Source organism: Klebsiella sp. 2-CIP_Kleb., assembly GCF_050378715.1.
GTDB classification, from domain to species: Bacteria; Pseudomonadota; Gammaproteobacteria; order Enterobacterales; family Enterobacteriaceae; genus Klebsiella; species Klebsiella quasipneumoniae.
The window spans coordinates 36,849-63,113 of sequence record NZ_JBNRLG010000004.1; the positions used below are offsets into that span (position 1 = coordinate 36,849).

Here is a 26,265-nt window from a genome sequence, read left to right on the forward strand (position 1 = left end):
TCTTTGCGCCAGTGTAACGGGTTCGCAGGAGACAAAATAACGCAGAGTTTGGATGAAAATGATTGACTGGGATGATGGGTTTTGCGGCTCAGTTTGGTATGGCGTGGCGGTGGAGGAGCAGAGGCAAACTGGCGGAAGATCACAGGAGTTGAACCTGCCCGGGACCGCTGGCGGCCCCAACTGGATTTGAAGTCCAGCCACCTCACCGGAGATGACGATCTTCCGCGCCTCGATTGCTACATGGAGGCGGGGCGCATTATAGCTACTTTCAGCCGTTTACCACATACCTGAACGCACTTTTTTACTGTTAAAACTGGACTTTGCAGAACAGTCTGAAACAAATCCGTTCAAAATCCATGGGTTACACTTTTTCATACGCTTTCAGGCTACCGCGATCACAGAAAACAAGAAACGTAATCTGATAACGAGATATCGCAATTCATCTTCCTGCGGCAAAGGTTTACAAGAAATGTAACCGGTACCAATCCGTGGCGCCGCTAAGGGAATTGTGCCCATATGAAAGATCATATTTTGTCCGTCAAAGAGAAAATTGGCTACGGCATGGGTGACGCCGCCAGCCACATCATTTTTGATAACGTTATGTTGTATATGATGTTTTTCTACACCGATATCTTCGGCATCCCCGCTGGTTTTGTCGGCACCATGTTCCTGCTGGCGCGCGCGCTGGATGCGATCTCCGACCCGTGCATGGGCCTGCTGGCCGACCGTACCCGCAGCCGCTGGGGTAAATTTCGCCCGTGGATCCTCTTCGGCGCCATTCCGTTCGGCCTCGTCTGCGTACTAGCCTACAGCTCGCCGGACTTAAGCCACCACGGCAAGCTGATTTACGCTGCGGTAACCTACACGCTACTGACCCTGCTCTACACCGTGGTGAATATCCCCTACTGCGCGCTCGGCGGCGTGATCACCGACAACCCGACACAGCGCATCTCACTCCAGTCCTGGCGCTTTGTGCTGGCGACGGCAGGCGGCATGCTTTCCACCGTGCTGATGATGCCGCTGGTCAACTTTATCGGCGGCGAAGACAAAGCGCTTGGCTTCCAGGGCGGCATCGCGGTGCTGTCGGCGATCGCCTTCCTGATGCTGGCCTTCTGCTTTTTTACCACCAAAGAGCGTGTCGAAGCGCCGCCGAGCAGCACCTCGATGCGCGAAGATTTGCGCGATATCTGGCGCAATGACCAGTGGCGAGTGGTTGGCGTGCTCACCATTCTCAATATCCTCGCGGTCTGCGTTCGCGGCGGCGCGATGATGTACTACACCACCTGGATCATGGGCTCGGCGGCGCTGTTCACCGTCTTCCTCACCACCTACTGCGTCGGCAACCTGATTGGCTCGGCGCTGGCGAAACCGCTGACCGACTGGAAATGCAAAGTCAGCGTCTTCTGGTGGACCAACGCCATCCTGGCGGTGCTCAGCGTGGCGATGTTTTTCGTACCGATGAATGCCGAAATCACCATGTTCGTCTTTATCTTCGCCATTGGCGTACTGCACCAGCTGGTGACGCCAATCCAGTGGGTGATGATGTCCGACACCGTCGACTACGGCGAATGGTGCAACGGCAAACGCCTGACCGGCATCAGCTTTGCCGGCACCCTGTTTGTGCTCAAGCTGGGTCTGGCGCTGGGCGGCGCGCTCATCGGCTGGATGCTGGCCGGCGGCGGTTACGACGCCGCAGCCAAAACTCAGAACGGCGCCACCCTCACCATTATTATCGCCTTGTTCACCCTCGTTCCAGCGGTGTGCTACCTGCTGAGCGCGGCGATCGCCAAACGCTACTACACGCTGAAAACGCCGTTCCTGAAAAAAATGATGGCCGAGCTGGCCGAGGGCGCGCGTCGTAATGAACAAGATTTCGCAACAGCCCCGATCGACAAAGAATGGCAAAACTAAGAGGACGTTTTAATGAAAATCAGTGATGGAAACTGGCTCATTCAACCAGGGCTCACCCTGATCCAACCCGTACAGGTTTATGAGGTGGAGCAGCAGGGGAATGAAATGGTGGTCTATGCCGCGCCGCGCGATGTCCGCGAACGCGCCTGGCAGCTGGATACGCCGTTATTCACCCTGCGCTTTTTCTCCCCGCTGGAAGGGGTGATTGGGGTGCGTATGGAGCACTTCCAGGGCGCGCTGGATAACGGTCCGCACTACCCGCTGAACGTGCAGAACGACGTCAATGTCACCATAGAGGATACGGCCGAATTCGCCGAGCTGAAAAGCGGTAGCCTTAGCGTGCGCGTCACTAAAGGCGAATTCTGGGCGCTGGATTTTCTGCGCGACGGCGTGCGTATCACCGGTAGTCAGCTGAAAAACAACGGCTACGTGCAGGATAGTCAGACCCAGCGCAATTATCTGTTTGAGCGCCTCGACCTCGGTGTCGGCGAAACCGTCTACGGTCTCGGCGAGCGCTTTACCGCCCTGGTGCGCAACGGCCAGACGGTAGAAACCTGGAACGAAGACGGCGGCACCAGCACCGAGCAATCCTATAAAAACATTCCGTTCTACCTGACCAACCGCGGCTACGGCGTGCTGGTCAATCACCCGCAGCGCGTCTCCTTCGAGGTGGGCTCGGAGAAGGTCTCGAAAGTCCAGTTTAGCGTGGAAGGTGAATACCTTGAGTACTTCGTGATCGATGGCCCGACGCCGAAAGCGGTGCTCAACCGCTATACGCAGCTCACCGGTCGCCCGGCGCTGCCGCCGGCATGGTCGTTTGGTCTGTGGCTGACCACCTCGTTCACCACCAACTATGACGAAGCGACGGTGAACCGCTTTATCGACGGCATGGCCGAGCGCCAGCTGCCGCTGCACGTCTTCCATTTCGACTGTTTCTGGATGAAGGCCTTCCAGTGGTGCGATTTCGAATGGGATCCGCTGACTTTCCCGGACCCGGAAGGGATGATCAAGCGCCTGAAGGCGAAAGGGCTGAAGATCTGCGTGTGGATCAATCCGTATATCGGCCAGCGCTCGCCGGTGTTCAAGGAGCTGAGAGAGAAGGGCTATCTGCTGAAGCGCCCGGACGGTTCGCTGTGGCAGTGGGATAAGTGGCAGCCTGGGCTGGCGATATATGACTTCACCAACCCGGAAGCCTGTCAGTGGTACGCCGACAAACTCAAAGGCCTGGTGGCGATGGGCGTCGACTGCTTCAAGACCGACTTCGGCGAACGCATCCCGACCGATGTGCAGTGGTTTGATGGTTCTGACCCGCAGAAAATGCACAACCATTACGCCTTCATCTATAACGAACTGGTGTGGAACGTGCTGAAAGAGACCGTCGGCGAGAAAGAAGCGGTGCTGTTCGCTCGCTCCGCCTCGGTGGGCGCGCAGCAGTTCCCGGTGCACTGGGGCGGCGACTGCTACGCCAATTACGAATCGATGGCGGAAAGCCTGCGCGGCGGGTTGTCGATCGGCATGTCTGGCTTCGGTTTCTGGAGCCACGATATCGGCGGTTTCGAGAATACCGCCCCGGCCCACGTCTACAAGCGCTGGTGCGCCTTCGGCCTGCTTTCCAGCCACAGCCGCCTGCACGGCAGTAAATCCTATCGTGTGCCATGGGCCTACGACGAAGAGTCCTGCGACGTGGTGCGCCACTTCACGCAGCTGAAATGCCGCATGATGCCCTATCTCTATCGTCAGGCGGCATTGGCCAATGAGTACGGCACCCCGATGCTGCGCGCGATGATGCTCGAGTTCCCGGACGATCCGACCTGCGACTATCTCGACCGCCAGTATATGCTGGGTGATTCAGTGCTGGTCGCGCCGGTGTTCTCCGAAGCGGGCGATGTGCAGTTTTATCTGCCGGAAGGGCGCTGGACGCATCTGTGGCATAACGATGAATTGCCGGGTAGCCGCTGGCATAAGCAGAATCATAATGCGCTGAGTCTGCCGGTCTACATTCGCGACAATACTCTGCTGGCGCTGGGCAACAATGACCAGAAACCCGATTATGCCTGGCATGAAGGCACCGCCTTCCAGCTGTTCCACCTCGAAGAGGGGCGCGAGGCGCGCTGTCAGGTTCCGGCGGCGGACGGTTCCACGATCTTCACCCTGAAGGCGAAGCGCCAGGGCAACACCATCGCCGTGAGCGGCGAAGGCGAAGCCCGCGGCTGGACGCTGTGCCTGCGCAATATCCAGCAGATAGCCGGCGTTCAGGGCGGCACGCAGACCGGCAGCGAATGGGGTGTGGTGGTGAGCGCCCAGGGCAATACGCTGACGATTACATTGTAAAAGACTGCATTAACGGCAGAGACCCTCTTCGCCTGGCGGAGAGGGTTTTTTATTCCATTTTTGTACAAAAAGTAATATTCATTTCAGTCTGGTGACTCAGGCCGCAGACGCCGTTGCTGAACGGTGATAGCGTATTCTGCCGCTGAGAGGAGCCCGCCATGGACGTAGAAAATATCTTTCGTGACGTGAAGCTAAGCAAAACGGAAATGACCGTGCTGCGCTTTATCCAGAACGACCCGGAGCAGTGTATCCGCCAGGGGGTCCGCGCCGTGGCGGAGCAGTGCTACAGTAATCCCTCCTCGCTGGTACGGCTGGCGAAAAAGCTTAAGTTCAGCGGCTGGCTGGAGCTGGTCTATTTCATCAAGTTCAATATCACCATGCCGAAGCTCGATGTCACCAACGATATCGACTATATGAGCATTCAGCCGGCGGAGGCGCTGACGCCACTGCTGGCAAGCCTCGCGCAGCAGCGCGTCCTGATCCACGGCAGCGGCTTTTCGCAGCTGATCGCCCAGTATATTTATAACAAGTTTCTCGTCACTGGGGTGAATGCCAGCCTGGCGCTGTGGCCGGATTACGAAATTCTTGAACAGAAAAACGCCGCTCGCTTCGACTCCATCTGGATCATTTCGAAATCCGGGCGCAGCAGCTCAGCGCTTAACTGGGTGAAGGCCCTGGAGGGGAAGGAGATTAATCTGGTCTGCTTTACCGGTGATTATCAGAGCCCGCTGGCGCAGGCTGCAGATACGGCGTTTATTATTCACGACCCGCAGAAGTTTGACGATGATATTTACTGGAGCAACCCGTTTTTCGGCTACTGCATCTTAGGCTTTGAGCGGCTACTGAAGATGTGGTTTACCCGCGTACGGAGCAATAGCTAGACCCGCTAAGCGCGGTGCGAGCGGGGGGAGTTCCCGGATGGCGGCTGGCGCCTTATCCGGGCTACCGGGTGATGCAGCTATTTGTCGGGTGGCGGCTTACGCTTGAACCGACCTACATAAAATCATAACCGCTCCGTTCGTAGCCCCGCTAAGCGCGGTGCGAGCGGGGGAGTTCCCGGATGGCGGCTGGCGCCTTATCCGGGCTACCGGGTGATGCGGCTATTTGTCGGGTGGCGGCTTACGCCTGACCCGACCTACATATAATAATAACCGCTCCGTTCGTAGCCCCGCTAAGCGTAGCGCAAGCGGGGGAATCCCATCGGCAGCAGGTTACCGCCAGGCGGCGAACTGCTCATCGTCGAGGTAGGCCTCGACCAGGGTTTTCGCCAGCGACCAGGAACCGATCAGCGGGTGCGCCATCAGCGCCCGCACCGCCAGCGACTTATCCTGCTGCAGGATCGCCGCAACCGCCAGCCGCTCATACTCTTTCACGCAGGAAATCATATTTTTCTGCGCCGTCGGCACCTTCACCGGCGTTACCGGCTTGAGACCCTCCCGGCTCAGGTCGCAGCTGATCTCAATCACGTCGTCAGGGCGCAAAAAGTCGAGCGTGCCATTATTCTGGATCGACACCACGATCCGCTTGGTGGTGGTGCTGTTCACCGCTTCCAGAATATCCAGCGCCACCCCGGCATAGCCGCCGGTGTCCGGCTCTTCGATAAACTGCCGCAGCGTCAGCGGCTCGCGGGTATGAAATTTCTCCTGACGGGATTCGTTCTGCATATAGCTGTTTTCCCGGCGAAGGTAGTGTTGCATCCAGATATTGAAGGCGGCTTCCGGCTGCGTTCTGGCATCCACGGTGCGCAGCGCCTGGCGCATCTCCTGATTGATACGGGCGATCTGCTCCCCGCGCGTTTCGCCTGCCCCCTGAATCGCCTTCAGCGCCTCGTCGCGATAGTAATAATAATAGAGATATTCGTTGAGTAACTGGTTATCGCACAGCCGCACCAGTTCGGGTGAGAAATACTGCATCGCGGTCTTCTGGTACAGCGCCGGGCTGGCGATCAGCCGCTCGGTCACCGCTTCCCCGCGCACGGTGAAGTGGGTAAACCAGGAGAAATGGTTCAGCCCATAGCATTCCACGCTCAGGTCGCGCTCCTCACAGCCGAGGATCGCCGGCAGCTCACGAATCAGCTCGGAGGGGGCATCGCAGATCCCGTAGACCCGACGCTTAAAGCCGGACTTGACGATCGCTTCCGTCACCAGGCCTGAGGGGTTGGTAAAGTTAAACAGAATGGCGTCTTCGGCGGCATGCGCTTCGATCAGCCGGCAATAGTCGAGGATCGCCGGGATCGAACGCATGGCCATCGCAAAGCCGCCGGCGCCGGTGGTCTCCTGGCCGAGGGTGTTATGTTGCAGCGCAATGCGCTCGTCGCGAATACGGCTTTCATCACCACCGACCCGCAGGGTGGTAATAATATAATTGGCGTTTTGTAGCGCCGCGACCGGGTCGGTGGTGGTCGTGAAATGAATATCCGGGCGAATGGTCGTAAATACATAGCGGGCAATTTCGCCGAATATCGCCAGATTATCTGCAGAGTTATCGAGAAAAACCACCTCCGTTAAACCAATGCGGTGAGCATTATATGCCAGAGATTTCGCTAAAAATGCAGAGCGAACGCCGCCCCCGCCTAATACGGTTAATTTCATACAAACTCCTCATTAATTTTCTGCTAACCAGTTATCAACCCGGGAACGTACCTGTCCCACTTTTACGCCATAAATAACCTGAACCTCATTGCGATTGCGCACTACGCCGTTGGCGCCAGTATTTTTTAATTGCGCGTCATCAACCCGCGCCATATCGCGCACGGCCACGCGCAGGCGGGTAAAACAATTATCGACGGAGAGAATATTCTCCTTGCCCCCGAGACCGCGGATAATGTCATCGGTGACCGACTGCGGCTGCGCGACTTTCTGGCGATACTCCGCTTTGCTGTAGAGCTTCACGTTCTCGTCATCTTCCCGGCCCGGCGTTTTCAGATTCAGCTTCACCACCAGAGTGCGGAAAATCACGTAGTAGACGGCGAACTGGCCGATACCGATAAGGACATATCCCGGCCAGCGCGTTAAGGAGACCGGTAGCGGCAGGTTATAGATCAGAAATTCGATCAGGCCCGAGGCTCCCCAGGGGCGTACGGTGAAGAGGTCGCAAATGGCCTGCGAGGCGGCGGTTAACGTCGCATGGATCACCCACAGCAGCGGCGAGACAAACAAGAAGGTAAACTCAATCGGCTCGGTGATGCCGGTCAGCATAGAGGTGATAATCGCCGGCAGCAGAATCGCCTTGGCCATCACTTTTTTCTCCGGCTTCGCGGTGTGGTAGAACGCCAGCGAGGCGCCGGCCAGGCCGAAGATGGTGGTCATCCCTTGCTGTGAGAAGCGTAGGGCCTCATTCATCACCGGGGTCAGATCCGGATGGCGCATGTAGGCGAGAAAAATGGCTTGGGTACCGGAGACCACCTGACCGTCCACGTTCAGGGTGCCGCCAATCTGGGTGAGCTGGAAGGGTGACCAGACAAAATGGTGCAGGCCGGTCGGGATAAGAAATTTTTCAAAGAAACCATAGACGAAGACCCCGGCGACCCCAGCATTTTTCATAAAGCCGGTGAGGGCGGAGATGCCGTGGGTCATAAACGGCCAAATCCAGGTAAAGGCGATGGCGTAGAAGATAACCACCGGCGTCATCGCCACCAGCGTCAGCTTGGCGCCGCCGTACATCGACAGCGCGCCGGGCAGCTCAATGGTAGAGACTTTATTGTGCACCCACGCGATAGTGCAGCCGAGAATAATGCCAAGGAAAACGCCCATATCCACCACTACAAAGCCCAGCAGTTGGGTTTGCCCGGTGCCATAATATTCACCGTTAATTTTTTCGGCGAGTCCGTGGGTGTGTTCCAGCCAGGAGTGGTTGGCGCCAAGAAACATAATGAAGCACATCACCGCAACCAGCGCGACTTCGGTTTTTTTATCTTTTGCCAGGCCATAGCTAATACCGACGCAAAATAATAAGCCGAGGTTGCCAAATAGAGGCCAAAAGGTGTCGCCGAGCATCTGCCCCAGCTGGTGCAGGAAACTGGTTTCAGCAATTAATGTCGGATTAGTTAATACTGAACTGAGGGCCAGAATTAAGCCAATGACCGGCAAGAACAATACGGCGCCGATCATGGCCCGGGAGAATTTTTGCATATTCTCCAGAATACGCTGACGTATTTCAGGCATGATTGATCCTTTTATATTTTTGTAGGTACAGGGAGCGGTTTGTTTTTATCGACTTCCAGTATTTTGGTTATAGCAACTCTGATATTTGAAAGGAACCAGTAGCGGTAAATAGGCACAGATAGCCGCTTATTGCACACAGGTTGCAGAATGCTTGCAGACCCCCTCCCTGAAAGGGAAAGGGCGTAGCCAGAGCGGAGTGTTTGCAGAGAAGCGTTCCCTCTCCCCGTGGGGGAGAGGGTGATGGGGCATCGCTAGGGCGTGACGGGAGTGGGCGCTGGCGCGGCGGGGGCGGTATTGACCTCGCCGTTGCGCATCGTTTGCGCCACCTGCTGTTTCTCCATATTCACGGCGCTAAGCTGTGCGTTGACCGTCGGCTTGAGCGGGGCATCGGCCTGCACGCTACCGCTGGCGGTCAGCTGGAGATTGCCATCCCCGCTAATGGGGAGCGAAGGCCAGCCCCAGGCCTGCAGAATATTCAGCGGCACGCCGCGGCCGTTCAGGCTCAGATTGACCTGGCGCTGCGGCAGCTGGGATACGGCGGCGGTGGCCTGCAGAATGCCGCGCTCGGTGAAGGCGCTGAGCTCAGTGATATTGACCGTCGACGCCGTGGCGCTCAGCTTGAGTGAAGGGCGACGCACGTCAATTCGGTTAAAGGTCGCCGCCGCGGCGTTCAGCGTCGCGCTACCGTTCCACACCCCCCAGCTGCCGTTTTTCACCAGCTGAAGCTCGCCGCCATAGCCATCAAGAGCGGTAATTTGCCATGGGAAGGCTGGGTCCACATCGATGATCAGGTTGCGGCTGGCGCTGAATTTTTTCAGCGTCAGGCTTTGCAGCCAGGCCGGCAGCGGCGTCATCCACAGTGGCTTCCAGTTCGCCGGCAGCGTGTACTCCAGCCCGGCGAAGGCGGTGTCGTCAAGCACCAGCGCGTTACCGGCGCGCAGCCAGTTGCCGGAGGTTCGCACCATACCGCCCTCCCAGCGCGAGGAGAACTGGCGCAGGGCAATACCCTGGGGTGAAAATTCGGCATTCAGGATCGGGTCGAAAAAGTGCAGCGAGCCGTAGATAAATTCGCTGGCATTCATCGACAGCGCGCCGTCCTGGCTCTGCCAGCCGCCGTGACTGAGCGTCAGGTTGCGCAGGCTCAGGTCAAGGTCGGTTACCGCCCAGTCCGGCCCCTGCAGGCGGGCGTCGGTGATATCCAGGCGGCCAATCTGCAGAGAGGGGACCGTGGTTAACGGCGCGAAAAAGTCGGCCAGCGAGGCGGCGCTCTGCAGTCGGATCTCATTGAGCTGCAGGTTATCCACCAGCCAGCTGCCGTCGGCGCTGCGTTTCGCATTGCCGGTTAAGGTGCCGCGGGCGACATCGGCGCCGAGGGTGGAGAGGGTGACCTCGCCCTGATCAATCTTGCCCTGAATCAGAACATTGCTGGCTTCGACGCCATTGAGCGTCATCGAGCCCGCGCTCATCTGGATCTGCGCCGTTTTCCCCAGCACATTGCCTGCCTCCGGCGCCCATGGGCTGACGCCGCCAGTGACGCGCTGCGCGCTGAGCGCCCAGCCGGTTTCCGGACTATTGAAGGCCATATTGCGCAACATTAGCCGGTCTGCAGCGAACGGCAGGTCGGCAGAGTGGGGTGACAGATTCAGGGTGCCGTCGTTAAGGACAATCTCATCCGCATGCAGCGGGTCGCTAAACTGGCGGGTGCTGAAGCCAATATCGACCGTTTTCGCCACCAGGGTTGCCGGCTTGCCTTCCCGGCCAAAGGTGACGTTTTGCAACTGCACATGAAGAGGGGAGGAGAAATCGTGGTCCATCGCATCGAAGGAGACCTGCCAGCCGGTGCCATTGCTGAGCCAGGCGCTGGCCTGGCGGGCGCCCCAGTGGGTTTGCAGCAGGAACCACGCGCCAACGATGACGAGCAGCAGAGCGACTAGCAGCCAGAGAATCAGCTTTCCAAGAAATTTCATGGTCTTCCATTCTGTGAGATGCACATAACCGTGTTATGCCCGATTTATGCGCACTTCTCAAGGCAGGCGTGGTTTATTTCCGTGACGGGGCAGGCGGTGGAGGGCAGCGCCAGGGTGCCCCGGCCGATGGCACGACCGGGACGCGTTAAATCAGGCTTTTTCTGGCGGGAAAATTAAATTCAGAACAATCGCCGTGATACCGCCGGCGGCGATACCGGAGGAGAGCAGATTCTTCAGCCAGTCCGGCGCGAACTGCAGGATCAACGGCTGCTGCGACACGCCGAGGCCCACCGCCAGCGACAGGGCGATAATCAGGATCGCCCGGCGATTCAGCGGCTCGCGGGAGACGATGCGCACGCCGGACGCGGCGATGGTGCCGAACATCACCAGCGTGGCGCCGCCGAGCACTGGCTCAGGGATATGCTGTACGAAGCCGCTCACCGCCGGGAACAGCCCGAGGACGATCAGCATCAGCGCCACCACAAAGCCGACGTAGCGGCTGGCGACGCCGGTCAGCTGGATCACGCCGTTGTTCTGGCCGAAGCAGGAGTTCGGGAAGGTGTTGAAGACCGCGGACACAAAGGAGTTGAGGCCGTTAGCCAGCACGCCGCCTTTCAGGCGTTTCATATACAGCGGACCGGAGACAGGCTGCTCGGAGACATCAGAGGTGGCGGTGATATCGCCGATGGTTTCCAGGGAGGTGATCATAAACACCAGCATCAGCGGCAGCAGCAGGCTCCAGTCAATGCCGAGGCCATAGTAGAGCGGCGTCGGGACGGTGATGAGGCTGCTGTTGGTCGGGGCGGTGCTGGCCGGCAGCATATCGAGGAACCACGCCGCCAGATAGCCCGCCGCCATGGCAATCACCAGCGAAGCGATGCGCAAATAGGGATTACGCTGGCGGTTGAGAATGATGATCAGCGCCAGCACGATGCCCGCCAGCAGCAGGTTCTTCGGCGCGCCGAAGGTATGGTCGGCCATCGCCGCGTAGCCGCCGCCGATGGAGGTCAACCCAACCTGAATCAGCGACAGGCCGATGATCATCACCACCACGCCGGAGACCAGCGGGGTAATGATGCGGCGCGCGAGGTGCAGGACGCGGGAGAGGACCATTTCCGTGCAGCTGGCCAGCATCAGGGTGCCGAACAGGGCGGCCATCATCGTCGGGACGTCGGCGCCGCCGGTTTTCAGCGCGGTGCCGCCCATGATCAGCGGGGCGACAAAGTTGAAGCTGGTGCCCTGGATGGAGAGCAGTCCGGAACCGACCGGGCCCCAGGCTTTGATCTGAATAATGGAGGCCACGCCGGAGGCGAACAGCGACATGCTGATGATATGTTGGGTATCTTGCGCCGGGAGACCGAGAGCCTGGCAGATTAATAGCGCCGGGGTGATCACCGCGACAAACATCGCCAGCAGGTGCTGGAAGGCGGCGAACAGGGTTTGCGGTAGGGGCGGGCGATCTTCGAGGCGGTAAATTAATTCGCTGGCTGGTTTATGCGCAACCGGTTGCGCATTTTCTGACTCTGCGGTGTTAACGGACATCACAAGCAATCCCAAGGTGGCAAAGCGGGAATTTTATCGGACTGTAGACCAAAAGCAAACGTTTGCCAGCGTTTGCCCATAAAAATTTATGCTGTGAATATGCGCAACGAGATTATTAACATTATGTATGCTAAATCGCATCATTCAGGATACAAAATATCTTTTTCTGTCATTTTTTCCGCCGTTCTGCGTAAAATCCCCCTCTGCCTCCTCATGAAGAGAAGCTAAAGACACCAGGAATATCGTCGCGTGTGAATGGATCATGCGCCCATAAGGAGCTTTTTATGTTTCATCTCGATACCTTATCGACGCTCGTTGCCGCAACGCTTGTGCTATTACTCGGCAGAAAACTCGTCCAAACCGTACCCCTCCTCAAGAAATACACCATTCCTGAACCTGTTGCCGGCGGTCTGCTGGTGGCGCTGGCGCTGCTGGTGCTGAAAAAAAGTATGGATATCGATATTGATTTCGATATGAGCCTCAAAGATCCGCTGATGCTGGCGTTCTTCGCCACCATCGGTCTGAACGCCAACCTGGCCAGCCTGCGGGCGGGCGGCAAGGTACTGGGTACCTTTCTGATTGTGGTGGTTGGTCTGTTGCTGCTGCAGAACGCCCTCGGTATCGGCATGGCGAAGCTGTTGGGCCTGGATCCGCTGATGGGTCTGCTGGCCGGTTCTATTACCCTTTCCGGCGGCCACGGCACCGGGGCGGCATGGAGCAAGCTGTTCGTTGAGCGCTATGGTTTTGCCAACGCCACCGAGGTGGCGATGGCCTGCGCGACTTTCGGCCTGGTGCTCGGCGGCCTGATCGGCGGCCCGGTGGCGCGTTACCTGGTGAAACACTCTTCCTCGCCGGACGGGACGCCGGACGATCAGGTGGCGCCGACCGCCTTCGAAAAGCCGGACGTGGGGCGGGTGATCACCTCGCTGGTGCTGATCGAGAGTATCGCCCTGATCGCCATCTGTCTGACGGTGGGCAAGGTGGTTGCGCAACTGCTGGCGGGCAGTGTCTTTGAATTGCCGACCTTTGTCTGCGTGCTGTTTATCGGCGTGATCCTCAGCAACAGCCTGGCGCTGGCGGGGCTGTATCGGGTGTTCGATCGCGCGGTGTCGGTGCTGGGCAACGTCAGCCTGTCGCTGTTCCTCGCCATGGCGCTGATGAGCCTCAAGCTCTGGGAACTGGCTTCTCTGGCGCTGCCGATGATTATTATCCTGGCGGTGCAGGCGGTAGCGATGGCGCTGTATGCAGTGTTCGTCACCTATCGGATGATGGGTAAAAACTACGATGCCGCGGTGCTGGCAGCCGGGCATTGCGGGTTTGGTCTGGGGGCAACGCCGACGGCGATCGCCAATATGCAGGCAATTACCGACCGTTTCGGCCCGTCACATATGGCCTTCCTGGTGGTGCCGATGGTGGGGGCGTTCTTTATCGATATCGTCAACGCGCTGGTGATTAAGCTGTACCTGTTGCTGCCGATATTTGGTTGATAAAAAACCCGGAGGCGGTGCTGCGCACCTGTCCGGGCTACAAGATCGTGCTGTTTGGGGTTTTGTAGCCCGGCTAAGGCGTTTACGCCGCAAGCCGGGAATACCTCCACAATCTTACGCTTCGTCGTGCTCTTCCCACGCTAACGCGCGTTTCACCGCTTTCTTCCAGCCGCTGTAACGATAGTTACGCTCGGTGGTTTCAATCCCCGGGCGGAATTCACGCTCAATCACCGCTTTTTCCTGCAGCTCATCGAGGTTCTGCCAGAAGCCGACCGCCAGACCGGCCAGATAGGCGGCGCCCAGGGCTGTCACTTCGCGCACTTCCGGACGCTCCACGCGGGTGCCGAGGATATCGGACTGGAACTGCATGAGGAAGTTGTTGGCCACCGCGCCGCCATCCACGCGCAGCGCATGCAGACGGATACCGGAGTCAGCCTGCATCGCTTCCAGCACGTCGCGGGTCTGATAGGCGATGGACTCCAGCGTCGCACGGATAATGTGGTTCGAGTTCACGCCACGGGTGAGGCCGAAAATCGCGCCGCGGGCATAGGGGTCCCAGTACGGCGCGCCAAGACCGGTGAACGCAGGCACGACGTACACGCCGTTGGTGTCCTTCACTTTGGTGGCGAAGTACTCGGAATCGAACGCATCGCTGATGAGCTTCATCTCGTCGCGCAGCCACTGAATGGAGGCGCCAGCCATAAACACCGCCCCTTCCAGTGCGTAGTTCACCTCGCCGCGCGGACCGCAGGCGATGGTGGTCAGCAGACCGTGAGTGGAGGTCACCGCTTTTTCGCCGGTGTTCATCAGCATAAAGCAGCCGGTGCCGTAGGTATTTTTCGCCATCCCTTCCTTGACGCACAGCTGGCCGAACAGGGCCGCCTGCTGGTCACCGGCGATCCCGGCGATAGGAATACGGGTCCCGCCTTTACCACCGATGTTGGTCTGGCCGTACACTTCGGACGACTTGCGTACTTCCGGCAGCATGGCGCGCGGAATATCCAGCGCGTCGAGCATCTTGTCGTCCCAGTCCAGGTCGTGGATGTTGAACAGCATGGTACGCGAGGCGTTGGTGTAGTCGGTGACGTGCACGCGACCCTGGGTCATCTTCCAGATAAGCCAGGTGTCCACGGTGCCGAACAGCAGCTCACCGCGCTTCGCACGCTCACGGGAACCTTCGACATGGTCGAGGATCCATTTCACCTTGGTGCCGGAGAAGTAGGGGTCCACCACCAGGCCAGTGGCCTTGCGGATATACTCCTCCATCCCGTCACGCTTGAGCTGCTCGCAGATCTCGGCGGTGCGGCGGCACTGCCAGACGATGGCGTTATAGATCGGTTTGCCGGTCTCGCGCTCCCACACCACCACGGTCTCACGCTGGTTGGTGATACCGATGGCCGCGATCTGATCGGAGTTGATATCCGCTTTGGCCAGCGCTTCGACCAGCGTCGAGCTTTGGGACGCCCAGATTTCCATCGGGTCGTGTTCAACCCAGCCTGGCTTAGGATAAATTTGTTCGAATTCTCGCTGGGAGACGCTGACGATATTGGCATCATGATCCATCACAACGGCCCGGGAGCTGGTAGTGCCCTGGTCAAGCGCAACGATATATTTTTTGTCGGTCATAGTCGGTGTCCCGTAGTCAGATTACAGCGAAGCTTTATGTTGAGTGGAGGAAGAGGAGGGGCTCTCTTGCTCTTCGTCCACGCAGGTGTCGCAAGGCAGGTGGCGGCCAATCAGCTTACGATAGCTGAACGCGCCCAGCGCCGCGCCGACCACCGGTGCGCACAGCGGCACCAGGAAATAAGGAATATCTTTACCGCCGGTGAAGGCGACGTCGCCCCAGCCGGCCAGCCAGGCGAAGGCTTTCGGGCCGATATCACGCGCCGGGTTCATGGCGAAGCCGGTCAGCGGTCCCATGGAGGCGCCAATCACCGCGATCAGCAGGCCGATCAGCAGCGGCGCCAGCGGGCCGCGCGGCACACCGTTGCCATCGTCGGTCAGCGCCAGGATGACGCCCATCAGGATAGCGGTAATCACCATCTCTACCGCGAAGGCCTGCACAAAATTGATATGCGGGTTCGGGTAAGTGGAGAAGATGCCAGCCAGATCAAGGCTTTCCACGCTGCCGCGTACCATATGGTGGGTGGTTTCATAATCGAGGAAAAGATTGTAATAAAGCCCGTAAACTAATGCCGCAGCGCAAAAGGCGCCAGCGAATTGCGAAATAATAAAAGGAACCACTTTGCGGCCATCGAAGCAGGCGAACAGCCAGAGCGCGATAGTCACCGCAGGGTTAAGGTGCGCACCGGATACGCCTGCGGTCAGGTAGATCGCCATGGCGACGCCCAGACCCCAGATGATGCTGATTTCCCACTGTCCGAAGCTGGCTCCCGCGACCTTGAGCGCAGCCACGCACCCAACGCCGAAAAAGATCAACAACCCGGTACCGAGGAACTCTGCGATGCACTGGCCTTTTAAGGTTGATGTTTGGCTCATAATCGAATCCTGAAGCGTGGTGATGATTATTGTATGTAGGGTGGTCACAGACGACCATATTGCCATGTAGGCATAGTGTTAATTTATCGTTAACGAGCAAAAACGAGAAATATCGAACTTCAAATGTGTGTACCACGTCAAGAAAATGAGCGTTTTCGCGCCATTCGCGCGCATTAAGCGCGCTGCCGGAGCGTTTCACCTCGCATTTTGTTAACCATAATATTAACAATGGCTCATGAAGTACGAGCGAACTGCGCTGAAAGTACCAGGTAAAGACTGAAAAGTGTTGCAAACCGCAATCTGCGCGGCTTGCCGCTGGACAGGGGCGGCGGGGATTCATACAATCGACGATAACACCGCTATGTGCGCTAATTTTCGTTAAGGCGGGACCGCGTATACGAAACACCAGTTTCTATCAACGCCTTGCAAGTTCAGGAGAGGTATGACGATGTCATTAGAAGTGTTTGAGAAATTAGAATCTAAGGTTCAGCAGGCGATTGATACCATCACTCTGTTGCAGATGGAAATCGAAGAGCTGAAAGAAAAGAACAACACCCTGGTGCAGGAAGTTCAGAGCGCGCAGCATGGTCGTGAAGAGCTGGAGCGCGAAAACAGCCAGCTGAAAGAGCAGCAGCAGGGCTGGCAGGAGCGTCTGCAGGCGCTGCTGGGCCGCATGGAAGAAGTCTAATCGCTTCACGCCCTCTCCCGCCAGGGAGGGGGTGATCCTTATCCCTTCCTTTATACTCACAAGTTATAGCCAATCTTTTTTTATTCTTTAATCATTGAATCGCTTTCTGGCACGCTTAGCCCATCACAACACGACATAAAGAGAGCGGTGCGATGAATAAGTGGGGCGTAGGGTTAACTCTGTTGCTGGCATCCGCCAGCGTTCTGGCAAAAGATTTTCAGCTATTAAACGTATCTTATGATCCAACGCGCGAGCTGTACGAACAGTACAACAAAGCGTTCAGCGCGCACTGGAAGCAGGAGACCGGCGACAACGTGGTGATCCGCCAGTCGCACGGCGGCTCCGGCAAGCAGGCGACCTCGGTGATTAACGGTATTGAAGCGGATGTGGTTACGCTGGCGCTGGCCTACGACGTCGACGCGATCGCCGAGCGCGGCCGTATCGATAAAAACTGGCTGAAGCGCCTGCCGGATAACTCCGCGCCTTATACTTCCACCATCGTGTTCCTTGTCCGTAAGGGCAACCCGAAACAGATCCATGACTGGAACGACCTGATCAAACCGGGCGTGTCGGTCATCACCCCGAACCCGAAAAGCTCCGGCGGCGCTCGCTGGAACTACCTGGCGGCATGGGGCTATGCCCTGCATCAGAACCATGGCGACCAGGCGAAAGCCCAGGATTTCGTCAAGGCGCTGTATAAAAATGTGGAGGTGCTGGACTCTGGCGCGCGCGGTTCGACCAATACCTTCGTAGAACGCGGGATCGGCGATGTGCTGATCGCCTGGGAAAACGAAGCGCTGCTGGCGACCAACGAACTGGGCAAAGACAAGTTTGAAATCGTGACCCCGAGTGAGTCGATTCTGGCTGAGCCGACCGTTTCGGTGGTCGATAAAGTCGTGGATAAGAAAGGCACCCGCCAGGTGGCGGAAGCGTACCTGAAGTATCTCTACTCGCCGGAAGGCCAGGAGATTGCGGCGAAGAACTTCTACCGTCCGCGCGATCCGAACGTGGCGAAGAAATATGCTAATGAATTCCCGAAACTGAAACTGTTCACTATCGATCAGGAGTTCGGCGGCTGGACGAAAGCGCAGAAAGAGCACTTCTCCAACGGTGGCACCTTCGACCAGATTAGCCAGCGTTAATTCTCTTGTCCCTGCTTGCGCTACGCTTAGCAGGGCTACAGTTCTGCGCTGTGCGTAACCCGGGTAAGGCGCCAGACGCCACCCGGGAATCCCTGCTTGCACTAGGCTTAGCAGGGCTACACTTCTGCGCTGTGCGTAGCCCGGGTAAGGCGCCAGCCGCGACCCGGAAAACGCTCCGCCCGTCATCTGTTTTCATTTAGTCATCAAATTACGTTACTCTTCCGCTTCAGGCTTAACAGGGAATGAAAATGAGAAGAGTAAGATACTTTTTGCTGGCGCTGCTGGTGGCGATCCTCGCGGCGCTGGCGGGCGGCTACTACTGGCTGCACTCTGGCAACCCGGACGCGTTGCGCAAGATTGTTCTGCAGCAGTGCGTTCCTTATCAGCAACAGCAGCAAAACCCGTCGCCGTGTGCCGAAGTGAACCTCAAGGGCGGCTATGTGCTGTTTAAAGATCGTAACGGCCCGCTGCAGTATTTGCTGATGCCGACCTACCGCATTAACGGCACCGAAAGCCCGCTGCTGTTGGATCCACTGACGCCGAACTTCTTCTGGCAGGCCTGGCAGGGGCGTGAGATCATGAGCCAGCGCCACGGCGCGCCGGTTCCCGATAACGCGGTATCGCTGGCGATCAACTCGCGCAGCGGACGCACGCAAAACCATTTCCATATTCATATCTCCTGCCTGCGCCCCGATGTGCGCGCGCAGTTAGACAAGGATGCGGCGGCGATCAGCAGCCGCTGGCTGCCGTTGCCGGGTGGGCTTCAGGGCCATGAATATCTGGCGCGCCGGGTGACGGAGGCGGAGCTCGCCCAGCGCAGCCCGTTCCTGATGCTGGCGGAAGAGGTGCCGGAGGCGCGTCAGCATATGGGACGCTATGCGCTGGCGATGGCGCAGCAGAGCGACGGCTCGCTGGTGCTGCTGGCGACGGAGCGTAACCTGCTGTCCCTGAACCGGGCTTCAGCGGAAGAAATTCAGGATCATCGCTGCGCCATCCTTAACGCAAACCACTAGTTCTGGCGTTTACCTGTCTTACCTGTCGTCGTATTCTTGCTGAAAAAAACGACAGGAGACAGGCATGTCGCTCTGGCTTACCCACCCGCTGTTCCTCCCTTCACTGATTGTCGGCGTTACCATTGTGCTCTGGGCGACGTCGCTGCTGCCGGAATTTATCACCGCGCTGCTGTTTTTCGCTGCGGCGATGATGGCGAAAATCGCCCCGCCGGAGGTGATCTTTGGCGGCTTTGCCTCCTCGGCCTTCTGGCTGGTGTTCAGCGGCTTTGTGCTCGGCATCGCGATCCGTAAAACCGGGCTGGCGGACCGGGCGGCGCAGGCGCTGTCGGCGCGGCTAACCGACTCCTGGCCGCGGATGGTCGCCAGCGTGGTACTCCTGAGCTATGCCCTGGCGTTCGTGATGCCTTCCAACATGGGGCGCATCGCGCTGCTGATGCCGATCGTGGCGGCGATGGCCCGCCGGGCGGGCATTGCCGACGGCAGCCGCGGCTGGTTCGGCCTGGCGCTGGCGGTGGGGTTCGGCACCTTTCAGCTTTCGGCGACGATTTTGCCCGCCAACGTGCCGAATCTGGTGATGAGCGGCGCGGCGGAGGGCTCGTACGGTATCCATCTGAATTATGTTCCCTATTTACTGCTGCATACGCCGGTGCTTGGCTGGCTGAAAGGGGCGGCGCTGGTGGCGCTGATCTGCTGGCTGTTTCCCGGTAAGCCGCATCCGCCGCGCGACCTGGCGCCGCTGCCGGCGATGAGCCGCGACGAGAAGCGTCTGGCGTGGCTGCTGGCGGTGGTCCTCACGCTGTGGGTGACCGAGAGCTGGCATGGCATCGGCCCGGCGTGGACCGGCCTGGCGGCGGCGGTGGTCACGCTGTTGCCGCGGGTGGGCTTTATCAGTGGCGAAGAGTTTGCCAGCGGGGTGAATATGCGCACCTGCATTTATGTTGCCGGGATTTTGGGGCTGGCGATCACCGTCACCCAAACCGGGATTGGCGGCGTGGTGGGCAATGCGCTGCTGCAGGTGATGCCCCTGGATAAAGACAATCCTTTCACCAGCTTCCTGGCGCTGACCGGAATTACCAGCGCGCTGAACTTTATTATGACCGCCAACGGCGTGCCGGCGCTGTATACCACCTTTGCCCAGAGCTTTGCCGACGCCACCGGCTTCCCGCTGCTGAGCGTGATTATGATTCAGGTGCTGGGCTATTCCACGCCGCTGCTGCCGTATCAGGCGTCGCCAATCGTGGTCGCGATGGGGTTAGGCAAAGTCCCGGCGAGGGCGGGGATGTTGCTTTGTCTGGCGCTGGCGGCGGTGAGCTATTTGATTTTACTGCCGCTGGACTACGCGTGGTATCAGCTGTTGGGGAAACTGTAACGGCAAAAGAAAGCCCGGCTTGCGCTGTGCTAAGCCAGGCTCCCACGTTTTGTCAGTCAACCCGGTCGCGTGTCGCCACCGGGAAAAGCGAATTAAGCTTTTTTCGCTGCTTCTGCTGCTTTAACGATCACCGCGAAAGCGTCAGCTTTCAGGGAGGCGCCGCCAACCAGCGCGCCGTCGATGTCCGGCTGGGTGAACAGCTCTGCGGCGTTGCCAGCGTTAACGGAACCGCCGTACTGGATGATCACTTGCTCAGCGATTTTCGCGTCAGCTTTAGCAATGTGGTCACGGATGAATTTGTGCACCGCCTGAGCCTGAGCCGGGGTCGCGGATTTGCCGGTACCGATAGCCCATACAGGTTCGTAAGCGATAACCACGCCTTCGAAAGCGGCAGCGCCCTGCGTTTTCAGTACCGCGTCGATCTGACGTGCGCAAACTTCTTCCGTTTTGCCCGCTTCGTTTTCGGCTTCGGTTTCACCGATGCACAGTACCGGAGTCAGACCCTGCTCTTTCAGCACGGCGAATTTCTTCGCAATCAGCTCGTCGGATTCTTTGTGGTAGGTACGACGCTCGGAGTGGCCGATGATGATGTACTGTGCGCCGATATCTTTCAGCATTTCGGCGGAGGTTTCACCGGTGAAAGCGCCGGACAGGTTTACGTCAACGTTCTGCGCGCCCAGGTGGATGTGGCTGCCTTCTGCCGCACGCTTAGCCAGGTCCAGATACATTTCCGGCGGGGCGATGGCAACTGCGCAGCCGCTTACGCCAGCCAGCTCGGTACGCAGGTTCGCAACCAGTTCGTTTACCATGTGGCGGCTGCCGTTCAGTTTCCAGTTACCCATCACTAAAGGATGTCGCATTTTAATTCTCCACGCTACTTAAGCGAATTAAGGAATATAGCCGCCCCAGAGGGCAGCATGGTCTGTGAAACAGTATAGAGACTCGTCACTGGAAAGGCTTTGCTTTTTGTCATTTATTGTTACCTTCCAGCGTTTCAGATAGCGCCAGCTTAATCGGTTCAACAGCGAAGGTCAGACCCTTTTCACCATGATCTGCCACCACATAGCGCACAGCGCCCTCGGTGTCGGAGAAGTAGCGTTTGCCTTTGCCGGCAGTCAGCAGTTTCTGCAGTTTTTGCTGGCTCTGCGCCGGGCTAAGGGTGGGCACGAAGGCGCGGATCATGGCGCTCATATACTCCAGCGCTTTGGCCTTCGCCGCCTTTTGCTCCGGCCCCTGGATCGGCAGCCAGGTGATCTGCATGGATTTGATCTTCAGCGTGCCGCGCTCCAGCGCGGTGGAGGCATAGAGATTTTCGTTAATCTTGCTGGCGGCGCGGGTCAGGTTAGCCCGATCGCGGCTGGTTGATATGGAACGGAATTCATTCAGAGGCAGCTTCGGGTTATCGGTGTTAAATTTTTCCCGGAACTGGCTGATCGACAGGTCAAAGCTCGGCGCGCCGGCGAGCAGGTAGGGGGCAGCGGTCGTCGATTCGCTTTCTGCGGACAACGCATGCGGGCCGACGGCAAGGCCCATCAGCCCACTGAAACACAAGATTGTCCACTTCTTCATGCCCGTCGTTCCTTTTTTTGCCTGCTGACGATTAAATCGGGAAGCGCGGCGCTTGTCAAAAAGTCACGACGCCAGGGTAAACTACGCAGACGATGATGATAAGGAAAAACGCATGACCCTACAGCAGTGGTTATTCTCAATTAAAGGGCGCATTGGCCGCCGCGATTTCTGGATCTGGATTGCCATTTGGCTGGTGACCATGAGCGCGCTGTTCACCCTGGCAGGCAGCAATCTGCTTAATCTGCAGACGGCGGCGTTTATTATTGTCTGCCTGCTGTGGCCGACGGCGGCGGTGGTGGTGAAGCGGCTGCACGATCGCGGCAAATCCGGACTGTGGGCGCTGCTGATGATTCTGGCGTGGATGCTGCTGGCGGGGAACTGGGCGATGCTGCCGCAGGTCTGGCAGTGGGGCGTCGGGCGCTTTGTGCCGACGCTGATTATCGTCATGATGCTGATCGACCTTGGGGCGTTTGTCGGCACCCAGGGCGAGAATAAGTTCGGCAAGGAGACCCTGGACGTGCGCTGGAAAGCGGACGCCTGATTACCAGTAGTGCTCCGCCGTCATGTGGCCCGGCCGGCGACGCAGATGTTTGGTCATCTGCCGGGTCTCTTTTAACAGCTGTTGGGTATCGCGCACCATCTGCGGGTTGCCGCACAGCATCACATGGCTGGTGTCGCGGGTCATCGGCAGGCCGACCGCCTCCTCCAGCGCCCCGGTTTCAATCAGGAACGGCACCCGGCCGGTCAGCGAGCCTGCCACGGTTTCGCGGCTGACCACCGTCTGGATGCGTAATTTGCCGGCGTAGCGCTGCTCGAGTTCGCGCATCAGCGGCAGATAGCTCAGGTCCGCGGCGTAGCGCACGGCGTGGACCAGCACCAGATGAGTAAATCGCTCAAGATCTTTGCCTTCCTGGAGAATCGACAGATAAGGCCCGAGGGCGGTGCCGGTCGCCAGCATCCACAGAGTATCGCAATCCGGTACTTCCTCGAGGACGAAGAAGCCAGCCGCTTCGCTCACCACCTGGACCTCATCGCCCGGTTTCAGCGCCGCCAGACGCGGGCTCAGCTTGCCTTCCGGGACGGTGACCAGATAGAACTCGAGATCGGGATTGCCGGGGGCGTTGACGTAGGAGTAGGCGCGCTGCACGCGTTCGCCGTCGATTTCCAGCCCGAGCTTGGTAAATTGCCCGGCGGTAAACGGATGGACAGGCGCCCGCACGTATAAACTGAACAAGGCGTCCGTCCAGTACTCCACTTTTGTCACTTTGCCGCTAACCCAGTCCGCCATCGTCTTCTCCTGTTGCCAAGCGATGCCTTATCTTCGGCCCAGACGGGCAAGATTTCCACCCCGCAGGCGCAAGAAAGCTCTATTGATCAAATATAAACGAAGAACAGGACAACCGCCCGCGGACGGTTGCCTGGAGGAGAGAAAGCGGTATTACAGGATGTGCTGCTGGACGTCCGGATCTTTACGGTCGAGGTAATGAATCGACTGGATCCGACGGATGGTGCGCGACTTGCCGCGGATCAGCAGCGTCTCGGTGGTGGCCATATTGCCCTTACGGGTGATGCCGTCCAGCAGATCGCCTTTGGTGATGCCGGTAGCGGAGAAGACGACGTTATCGCTGCGCGCCATTTCATCAAGGCGCAGCACTTTACCCGCTTCGATGCCCATGGTTTTGCAGCGCGCCAGCTCGTTTTCACCGATGCGGCGATTCTCTTCGCTGTCGCCCTTCACGTGGTGACGAGCCAGCAGGCGGCCCTGCATATCGCCGTCGAGCGCGCGGATCACCGCGGCGGAAACCACCCCTTCCGGCGCGCCGCCGATGCCGTACAGCACGTCCACTTCGCTATCCGGCATGCAGGTGAGAATGGAGGCCGCGACGTCGCCATCGGGAATGGCGAACACGCGCACGCCCAGCTGCTGCAGCTGAGCAATCGCCGCATCGTGGCGCGGTTTCGCCAGCACGGTGACGGTCAGCTCGCCCAGCGGCTTGTTCAGCGCGCGGGCGATATTGCGCAGGTTCTCTTCCAGCGGCAGATTGAGATCGATAGCACCTTTAGCGCCTGGGCCGACAATCAGCTTTTCCATATACATATCCGGCGCGTTGAGGAAGCAGCCTTTATCGCCGACCGCCATCACTGCCAGGGCATTAGCCTGGCCCATCGCCGTCATCCGGGTACCTTCGATGGGATCGACGGCGATATCCACCGCATCGCCCTGGCCGGTGCCCACTTTTTCGCCGATATAGAGCATCGGCGCTTCATCGATTTCGCCCTCGCCGATGACGATGGTGCCGTCGATATTGACGAGGTTAAGCATAATGCGCATGGCGTTAACCGCTGCGCCGTCGGCGGAGTTTTTATCGCCGCGGCCCAGCCATTTATAGCCCGCCAGCGCGGCGGCTTCGGTGACACGCGAAAATTCGATGGCCAGTTCTCGTTTCATAATCCACTCATTGTGTAGAAAGATTGCCCGCAGCGCGGCAAAAGCGCGCTACGCGTTGGAATAGCGTTCGGTTTCCGGCATCCAGCGCTCGATCAGCGCCTGGGCCTGCAGCGGATAGCGTTCATGAATGTGACGCGCAATGCGCTGAACGTCGGGGATCATCGCCTGATCGCGCAGCAAATCCGCCACTTTAAACTCAGCGTTGCCGGTCTGGCGGGTGCCGAGCAGCTCACCGGGACCGCGAATTTCAAGGTCTTTCTGGGCGATGACGAAACCGTCGTTACTGTCACGCAGCACCTGCAGGCGTTTCTGCGCCGTTTTAGAGAGCGGCGATTTATAGAGTAGCACGCAGTGGGAAGCGACCGCGCCGCGCCCGACGCGCCCTCTGAGCTGGTGCAGCTGCGCCAGACCCAGACGTTCCGGGTTTTCGATAATCATCAGGCTCGAGTTCGGTACGTCGACACCGACTTCAATGACCGTCGTGGCCACCAGCAGATGCATTTCGCCCTGCTTGAAAGCCTGCATCACCGCCTGCTTCTCCGCCGGTTTCATCCGCCCGTGCACCAGACCGATATTCAGCTCCGGCAGCGCCAGCTTGAGCTCCTCCCAGGTCGCTTCCGCCGCCTGGGCCTCCAGCAGATCGGACTCCTCAATCAGCGTACAGACCCAATACGCCTGGCGGCCTTCGTGGGTGCAAGCGTTGCGCACGCGGTCAATAATATCGCTGCGCCGGGTGTCCGGGATAGCGACGGTAGTCACCGGGGTTCGGCCCGGCGGCAGCTCGTCGATAACCGAGGTATCGAGGTCGGCGTAGGCGGTCATCGCCAGGGTGCGCGGGATCGGCGTGGCGGTCATGATCAGCTGATGCGGGTGGAAACCTTGCTGCTGACCTTTCTCCCACAGCGCCAGCCGCTGGTGTACGCCGAAGCGGTGCTGTTCGTCGATGATCACCAGCGCCAGGCCGTTAAACTGCACCTGTTCCTGGAAGATGGCGTGGGTGCCGACAATCATCTGCACCTCGCCGCTGGCAATAGCGTCCTGCTGCGCCTGGCGTGCTTTGCCTTTCTGTTTGCCCGCCAGCCAGCCGACCTCAATGCCCAGCGGTGCAAACCAGCTGCGGAAGTTGTTGGCGTGCTGCTCGGCGAGCAGTTCGGTGGGCGCCATCAGCGCCACCTGTTTGCCATGGGCGATAGCGCGCAGAGCGGCCAGGGCGGCGACCAGCGTTTTACCGGAGCCGACGTCGCCCTGCACCAGGCGCATCATCGGCACGTCCAGCGCCATATCGCGCTCGATCTCGGCGGTGACCCGCGCCTGCGCGCCGGTGGGCTTAAAGGGCAGGGAGGCCAGCAGCTGATTTTTCAGGGTATCGTTGGCGCCGAGCGGCAGGGCGTGATAGCGCTGGGCGCCTGCCCGTAGCGCCAGCATGCTGAGGTTGTGCGCCAGCAGCTCTTCCAGAATCAGGCGCTGCTGCGCCGGGTGCTTGCCGCTTTCCAGCTCGCTAAGTTGCAATGAGGGAGGCGGACGGTGCAGCGTACGCAGCGCCTCCGGCAGGCTCATCATCCCCTGCGCCAGCTCCGGCGGCAGGAGTTCGCTAATTGCGCAGGTCTCGAGCAGCTCGAGCGCCTGATCGGTGAGCTTGCGCAGGGTCGCCTGCTTAATGCCTTCGGTAGTCGGGTAGACCGGCGTCAGGGTCTCCTGCAGCTCCGGGGTGCTCATATCGCCCTGGACGCGGTATTCCGGGTGGATCATCTCGGCGCCGTACTTCCCGCGTTTGGCTTCACCGTAGGCCAGCACTCGTCGACCGGTCGCGAGGCTGTTTTTCATCGCCGCGTTGAAGTTGAAAAAGCGCATGGTGAGGATGCCGGTGCCATCGCTGATCTGGCAGGTCATCATTCGGCGGCCGCCGAAGGTGATATTGCTGTTGAGCACTTCGCCTTCCACGGTGGCATAAACCCCGGGCAGCAGATCGGCTATCGGGTAAAGATGGGTGCGATCTTCGTAGCGCAAAGGCAGGTGCAGCAGCAGATCCTGTACCGTATGCAGGCCGATCTTCGCCAGCTTGCTGCTCTGCGCAGCCCCAACGCCGGTGAGTGAACTGAGCGGAACGGCATCTAACAGGCGGCCTGACATGGGGT

Annotated in this window: 20 protein-coding genes and 1 tRNA gene; 9 read left to right on the top strand and 12 right to left on the bottom strand. The window is 58.9% G+C overall.

Translation table 11 applies throughout. The annotated features are described in order from the left end of the window. Window positions 1–129: 129 nt before the first annotated feature. Window positions 130–224: transfer RNA gene (locus tag ACQUTP_RS15375), tRNA-Sec, on the bottom strand. 292 nt (window positions 225–516) lie between these two features. Between ACQUTP_RS15375 and ACQUTP_RS15380 the strand changes: the two genes are divergently transcribed. The 3 genes from ACQUTP_RS15380 (at window position 517) to ACQUTP_RS15390 (ending at window position 5,123) form a co-directional block, all read left to right on the top strand. Continuing rightward, window positions 517–1,911 (top strand): glycoside-pentoside-hexuronide family transporter, encoded by a 1,395-nt coding sequence (locus ACQUTP_RS15380; protein WP_064794963.1) that lies wholly within the window; start codon window positions 517–519, stop codon window positions 1,909–1,911. 12 nt (window positions 1,912–1,923) lie between these two features. Continuing rightward, the gene (yicI, locus tag ACQUTP_RS15385; protein ID WP_032456738.1) at window positions 1,924–4,242 is read left to right on the top strand and encodes an alpha-xylosidase; all 2,319 of its coding nucleotides are present in this window, start codon (window positions 1,924–1,926) and stop codon (window positions 4,240–4,242) included. Between the two features lie 158 nt (window positions 4,243–4,400). Continuing rightward, on the top strand, window positions 4,401–5,123 hold the full coding sequence (locus ACQUTP_RS15390; protein ID WP_004205097.1) for a MurR/RpiR family transcriptional regulator: 723 nt from the start codon (window positions 4,401–4,403) through the stop codon (window positions 5,121–5,123). A gap of 330 nt (window positions 5,124–5,453) precedes the next feature. Here ACQUTP_RS15390 and ACQUTP_RS15395 read toward each other — a convergent pair whose 3' ends face one another. The 4 genes from ACQUTP_RS15395 to xanP form a co-directional block, all read right to left on the bottom strand. Beyond that, window positions 5,454–6,833, bottom strand: coding sequence for a maltose-6'-phosphate glucosidase (locus ACQUTP_RS15395; RefSeq protein WP_004205096.1), 1,380 nt, complete (start codon window positions 6,831–6,833; stop codon window positions 5,454–5,456). Window positions 6,834–6,845: 12 nt separating this feature from the next. Next, window positions 6,846–8,405 (bottom strand): PTS transporter subunit EIIC, encoded by a 1,560-nt coding sequence (locus tag ACQUTP_RS15400; protein WP_004205095.1) that lies wholly within the window; start codon window positions 8,403–8,405, stop codon window positions 6,846–6,848. A gap of 251 nt (window positions 8,406–8,656) precedes the next feature. Then, window positions 8,657–10,372 (bottom strand): AsmA family protein, encoded by a 1,716-nt coding sequence (locus tag ACQUTP_RS15405; protein ID WP_062914601.1) that lies wholly within the window; start codon window positions 10,370–10,372, stop codon window positions 8,657–8,659. Between the two features lie 150 nt (window positions 10,373–10,522). Next, entirely contained in the window at window positions 10,523–11,914 is a 1,392-nt protein-coding gene (gene xanP, locus ACQUTP_RS15410; protein ID WP_043522761.1) for a xanthine/proton symporter XanP, read from the bottom strand. 284 nt (window positions 11,915–12,198) lie between these two features. On the opposite strand from xanP, the gene gltS reads away from it, so the two are divergent. Further along, on the top strand, window positions 12,199–13,401 hold the full coding sequence (gene gltS / locus ACQUTP_RS15415) for a sodium/glutamate symporter (RefSeq protein ID WP_004901437.1): 1,203 nt from the start codon (window positions 12,199–12,201) through the stop codon (window positions 13,399–13,401). 114 nt (window positions 13,402–13,515) lie between these two features. Here the strand turns inward: gltS and glpK are convergent, their stop codons facing one another. Both glpK and ACQUTP_RS15425 read right to left on the bottom strand, forming a co-directional pair. Next, the gene (gene glpK / locus ACQUTP_RS15420) at window positions 13,516–15,027 is read right to left on the bottom strand and encodes a glycerol kinase GlpK (protein ID WP_004873089.1); all 1,512 of its coding nucleotides are present in this window, start codon (window positions 15,025–15,027) and stop codon (window positions 13,516–13,518) included. Window positions 15,028–15,048: 21 nt separating this feature from the next. Next, on the bottom strand, window positions 15,049–15,900 hold the full coding sequence (locus tag ACQUTP_RS15425) for an MIP/aquaporin family protein (protein ID WP_004205091.1): 852 nt from the start codon (window positions 15,898–15,900) through the stop codon (window positions 15,049–15,051). 442 nt (window positions 15,901–16,342) lie between these two features. Between ACQUTP_RS15425 and zapB the strand changes: the two genes are divergently transcribed. The 4 genes from zapB (at window position 16,343) to ACQUTP_RS15445 (ending at window position 20,112) form a co-directional block, all read left to right on the top strand. Continuing rightward, window positions 16,343–16,588 (top strand): septal ring assembly protein ZapB, encoded by a 246-nt coding sequence (zapB, locus tag ACQUTP_RS15430; RefSeq protein WP_004150222.1) that lies wholly within the window; start codon window positions 16,343–16,345, stop codon window positions 16,586–16,588. Between the two features lie 152 nt (window positions 16,589–16,740). Next, window positions 16,741–17,730, top strand: a complete 990-nt coding sequence (locus tag ACQUTP_RS15435; RefSeq protein ID WP_004205090.1) for a sulfate ABC transporter substrate-binding protein — start codon at window positions 16,741–16,743, stop codon at window positions 17,728–17,730. A 242-nt stretch (window positions 17,731–17,972) separates the two neighbouring features. Further along, entirely contained in the window at window positions 17,973–18,743 is a 771-nt protein-coding gene (locus ACQUTP_RS15440) for a CDP-diacylglycerol diphosphatase (protein ID WP_285756170.1), read from the top strand. 64 nt (window positions 18,744–18,807) lie between these two features. Further along, window positions 18,808–20,112: an SLC13 family permease gene (locus tag ACQUTP_RS15445; protein WP_043522754.1), complete on the top strand. Its 1,305-nt coding sequence runs from the start codon at window positions 18,808–18,810 to the stop codon at window positions 20,110–20,112. A gap of 92 nt (window positions 20,113–20,204) precedes the next feature. Here the strand turns inward: ACQUTP_RS15445 and tpiA are convergent, their stop codons facing one another. Then, window positions 20,205–20,972 (bottom strand): triose-phosphate isomerase, encoded by a 768-nt coding sequence (gene tpiA, locus ACQUTP_RS15450; protein WP_002922909.1) that lies wholly within the window; start codon window positions 20,970–20,972, stop codon window positions 20,205–20,207. Window positions 20,973–21,081: 109 nt separating this feature from the next. Beyond that, window positions 21,082–21,681: a YiiQ family protein gene (locus ACQUTP_RS15455; RefSeq protein ID WP_004205087.1), complete on the bottom strand. Its 600-nt coding sequence runs from the start codon at window positions 21,679–21,681 to the stop codon at window positions 21,082–21,084. A 112-nt stretch (window positions 21,682–21,793) separates the two neighbouring features. Here ACQUTP_RS15455 and ACQUTP_RS15460 point away from each other — a divergent pair, with 112 nt between their 5' ends. Then, window positions 21,794–22,222: a DUF805 domain-containing protein gene (locus tag ACQUTP_RS15460; protein ID WP_080848056.1), complete on the top strand. Its 429-nt coding sequence runs from the start codon at window positions 21,794–21,796 to the stop codon at window positions 22,220–22,222. Here the strand turns inward: ACQUTP_RS15460 and fpr are convergent, their stop codons facing one another. The 3 genes from fpr to recG all read right to left on the bottom strand — a co-directional run bounded on the left by fpr (window position 22,223) and on the right by recG (window position 26,260). Beyond that, the gene (gene fpr, locus ACQUTP_RS15465) at window positions 22,223–22,969 is read right to left on the bottom strand and encodes a ferredoxin--NADP(+) reductase (RefSeq protein ID WP_048293911.1); all 747 of its coding nucleotides are present in this window, start codon (window positions 22,967–22,969) and stop codon (window positions 22,223–22,225) included. A gap of 150 nt (window positions 22,970–23,119) precedes the next feature. After that, window positions 23,120–24,130, bottom strand: coding sequence for a class II fructose-bisphosphatase (glpX, locus tag ACQUTP_RS15470; protein WP_004205085.1), 1,011 nt, complete (start codon window positions 24,128–24,130; stop codon window positions 23,120–23,122). A 48-nt stretch (window positions 24,131–24,178) separates the two neighbouring features. Continuing rightward, window positions 24,179–26,260 (bottom strand): ATP-dependent DNA helicase RecG, encoded by a 2,082-nt coding sequence (gene recG, locus ACQUTP_RS15475; protein WP_023319342.1) that lies wholly within the window; start codon window positions 26,258–26,260, stop codon window positions 24,179–24,181. Between the last annotated feature and the right edge of the window lie 5 nt (window positions 26,261–26,265).

Bases quoted from the DNA above. Each gene is read 5' to 3' on its own strand.
- fpr (WP_048293911.1), bottom strand. From the start codon at position 22,969: ATGGCGGACTGGGTTAGCGGCAAAGTGACAAAAGTGGAGTACTGGACG.
- ACQUTP_RS15405 (WP_062914601.1), bottom strand. From the start codon at position 10,372: ATGAAATTTCTTGGAAAGCTGATTCTCTGGCTGCTAGTCGCTCTGCTG.
- ACQUTP_RS15445 (WP_043522754.1), top strand. From the start codon at position 18,808: ATGTCGCTCTGGCTTACCCACCCGCTGTTCCTCCCTTCACTGATTGTC.
- recG (WP_023319342.1), bottom strand. From the start codon at position 26,260: ATGTCAGGCCGCCTGTTAGATGCCGTTCCGCTCAGTTCACTCACCGGC.
- ACQUTP_RS15390 (WP_004205097.1), top strand. From the start codon at position 4,401: ATGGACGTAGAAAATATCTTTCGTGACGTGAAGCTAAGCAAAACGGAA.
- zapB (WP_004150222.1), top strand. From the start codon at position 16,343: ATGACGATGTCATTAGAAGTGTTTGAGAAATTAGAATCTAAGGTTCAG.
- ACQUTP_RS15460 (WP_080848056.1), top strand. From the start codon at position 21,794: ATGACCCTACAGCAGTGGTTATTCTCAATTAAAGGGCGCATTGGCCGC.
- ACQUTP_RS15425 (WP_004205091.1), bottom strand. From the start codon at position 15,900: ATGAGCCAAACATCAACCTTAAAAGGCCAGTGCATCGCAGAGTTCCTC.
- ACQUTP_RS15380 (WP_064794963.1), top strand. From the start codon at position 517: ATGAAAGATCATATTTTGTCCGTCAAAGAGAAAATTGGCTACGGCATG.
- gltS (WP_004901437.1), top strand. From the start codon at position 12,199: ATGTTTCATCTCGATACCTTATCGACGCTCGTTGCCGCAACGCTTGTG.
- ACQUTP_RS15435 (WP_004205090.1), top strand. From the start codon at position 16,741: ATGAATAAGTGGGGCGTAGGGTTAACTCTGTTGCTGGCATCCGCCAGC.
- ACQUTP_RS15400 (WP_004205095.1), bottom strand. From the start codon at position 8,405: ATGCCTGAAATACGTCAGCGTATTCTGGAGAATATGCAAAAATTCTCC.
- ACQUTP_RS15455 (WP_004205087.1), bottom strand. From the start codon at position 21,681: ATGAAGAAGTGGACAATCTTGTGTTTCAGTGGGCTGATGGGCCTTGCC.
- glpX (WP_004205085.1), bottom strand. From the start codon at position 24,130: ATGAAACGAGAACTGGCCATCGAATTTTCGCGTGTCACCGAAGCCGCC.
- tpiA (WP_002922909.1), bottom strand. From the start codon at position 20,972: ATGCGACATCCTTTAGTGATGGGTAACTGGAAACTGAACGGCAGCCGC.
- glpK (WP_004873089.1), bottom strand. From the start codon at position 15,027: ATGACCGACAAAAAATATATCGTTGCGCTTGACCAGGGCACTACCAGC.
- ACQUTP_RS15395 (WP_004205096.1), bottom strand. From the start codon at position 6,833: ATGAAATTAACCGTATTAGGCGGGGGCGGCGTTCGCTCTGCATTTTTA.
- yicI (WP_032456738.1), top strand. From the start codon at position 1,924: ATGAAAATCAGTGATGGAAACTGGCTCATTCAACCAGGGCTCACCCTG.
- ACQUTP_RS15440 (WP_285756170.1), top strand. From the start codon at position 17,973: ATGAAAATGAGAAGAGTAAGATACTTTTTGCTGGCGCTGCTGGTGGCG.
- xanP (WP_043522761.1), bottom strand. From the start codon at position 11,914: ATGTCCGTTAACACCGCAGAGTCAGAAAATGCGCAACCGGTTGCGCAT.